Genomic DNA, 255 nt, shown 5'->3' on the forward strand with positions numbered 1-255 from the left:
TCTTTTACTTTCGGGGCTTTCTTCTTGAACATCTCCAGCATCCTGCGAGTCACCAGGAAGCCGCCGAACACGTTCACTGCTGCGAGGGCCACAGCCAGGGTGCCCATGGTCTTGCCCAGCGGGGTCACGGTCAGCGCTGCCGCGAGCATGGCGCCGACAATCACAATCGCCGAAATGGCGTTGGTCACTGCCATCAGCGGCGTGTGCAGTGCGGGGGTTACGTTCCAGACCACGTGGTAACCGACATAAATCGCC

1 protein-coding gene is annotated in these 255 nt (G+C 60.4%); it reads right to left on the bottom strand.

Features of this window, described 5'->3' with window-relative positions; genetic code table 11:
- The coding region (locus tag AB1462_RS32565) for an NAD(P) transhydrogenase subunit alpha (RefSeq protein WP_367249252.1) at nucleotides 1-255 on the bottom strand (255 nt) is incomplete at both ends.

Source organism: Pseudomonas sp. SB113 (genome assembly GCF_040754745.1).
Classification (GTDB): domain Bacteria; phylum Pseudomonadota; class Gammaproteobacteria; order Pseudomonadales; family Pseudomonadaceae; genus Aquipseudomonas; species Aquipseudomonas grimontii.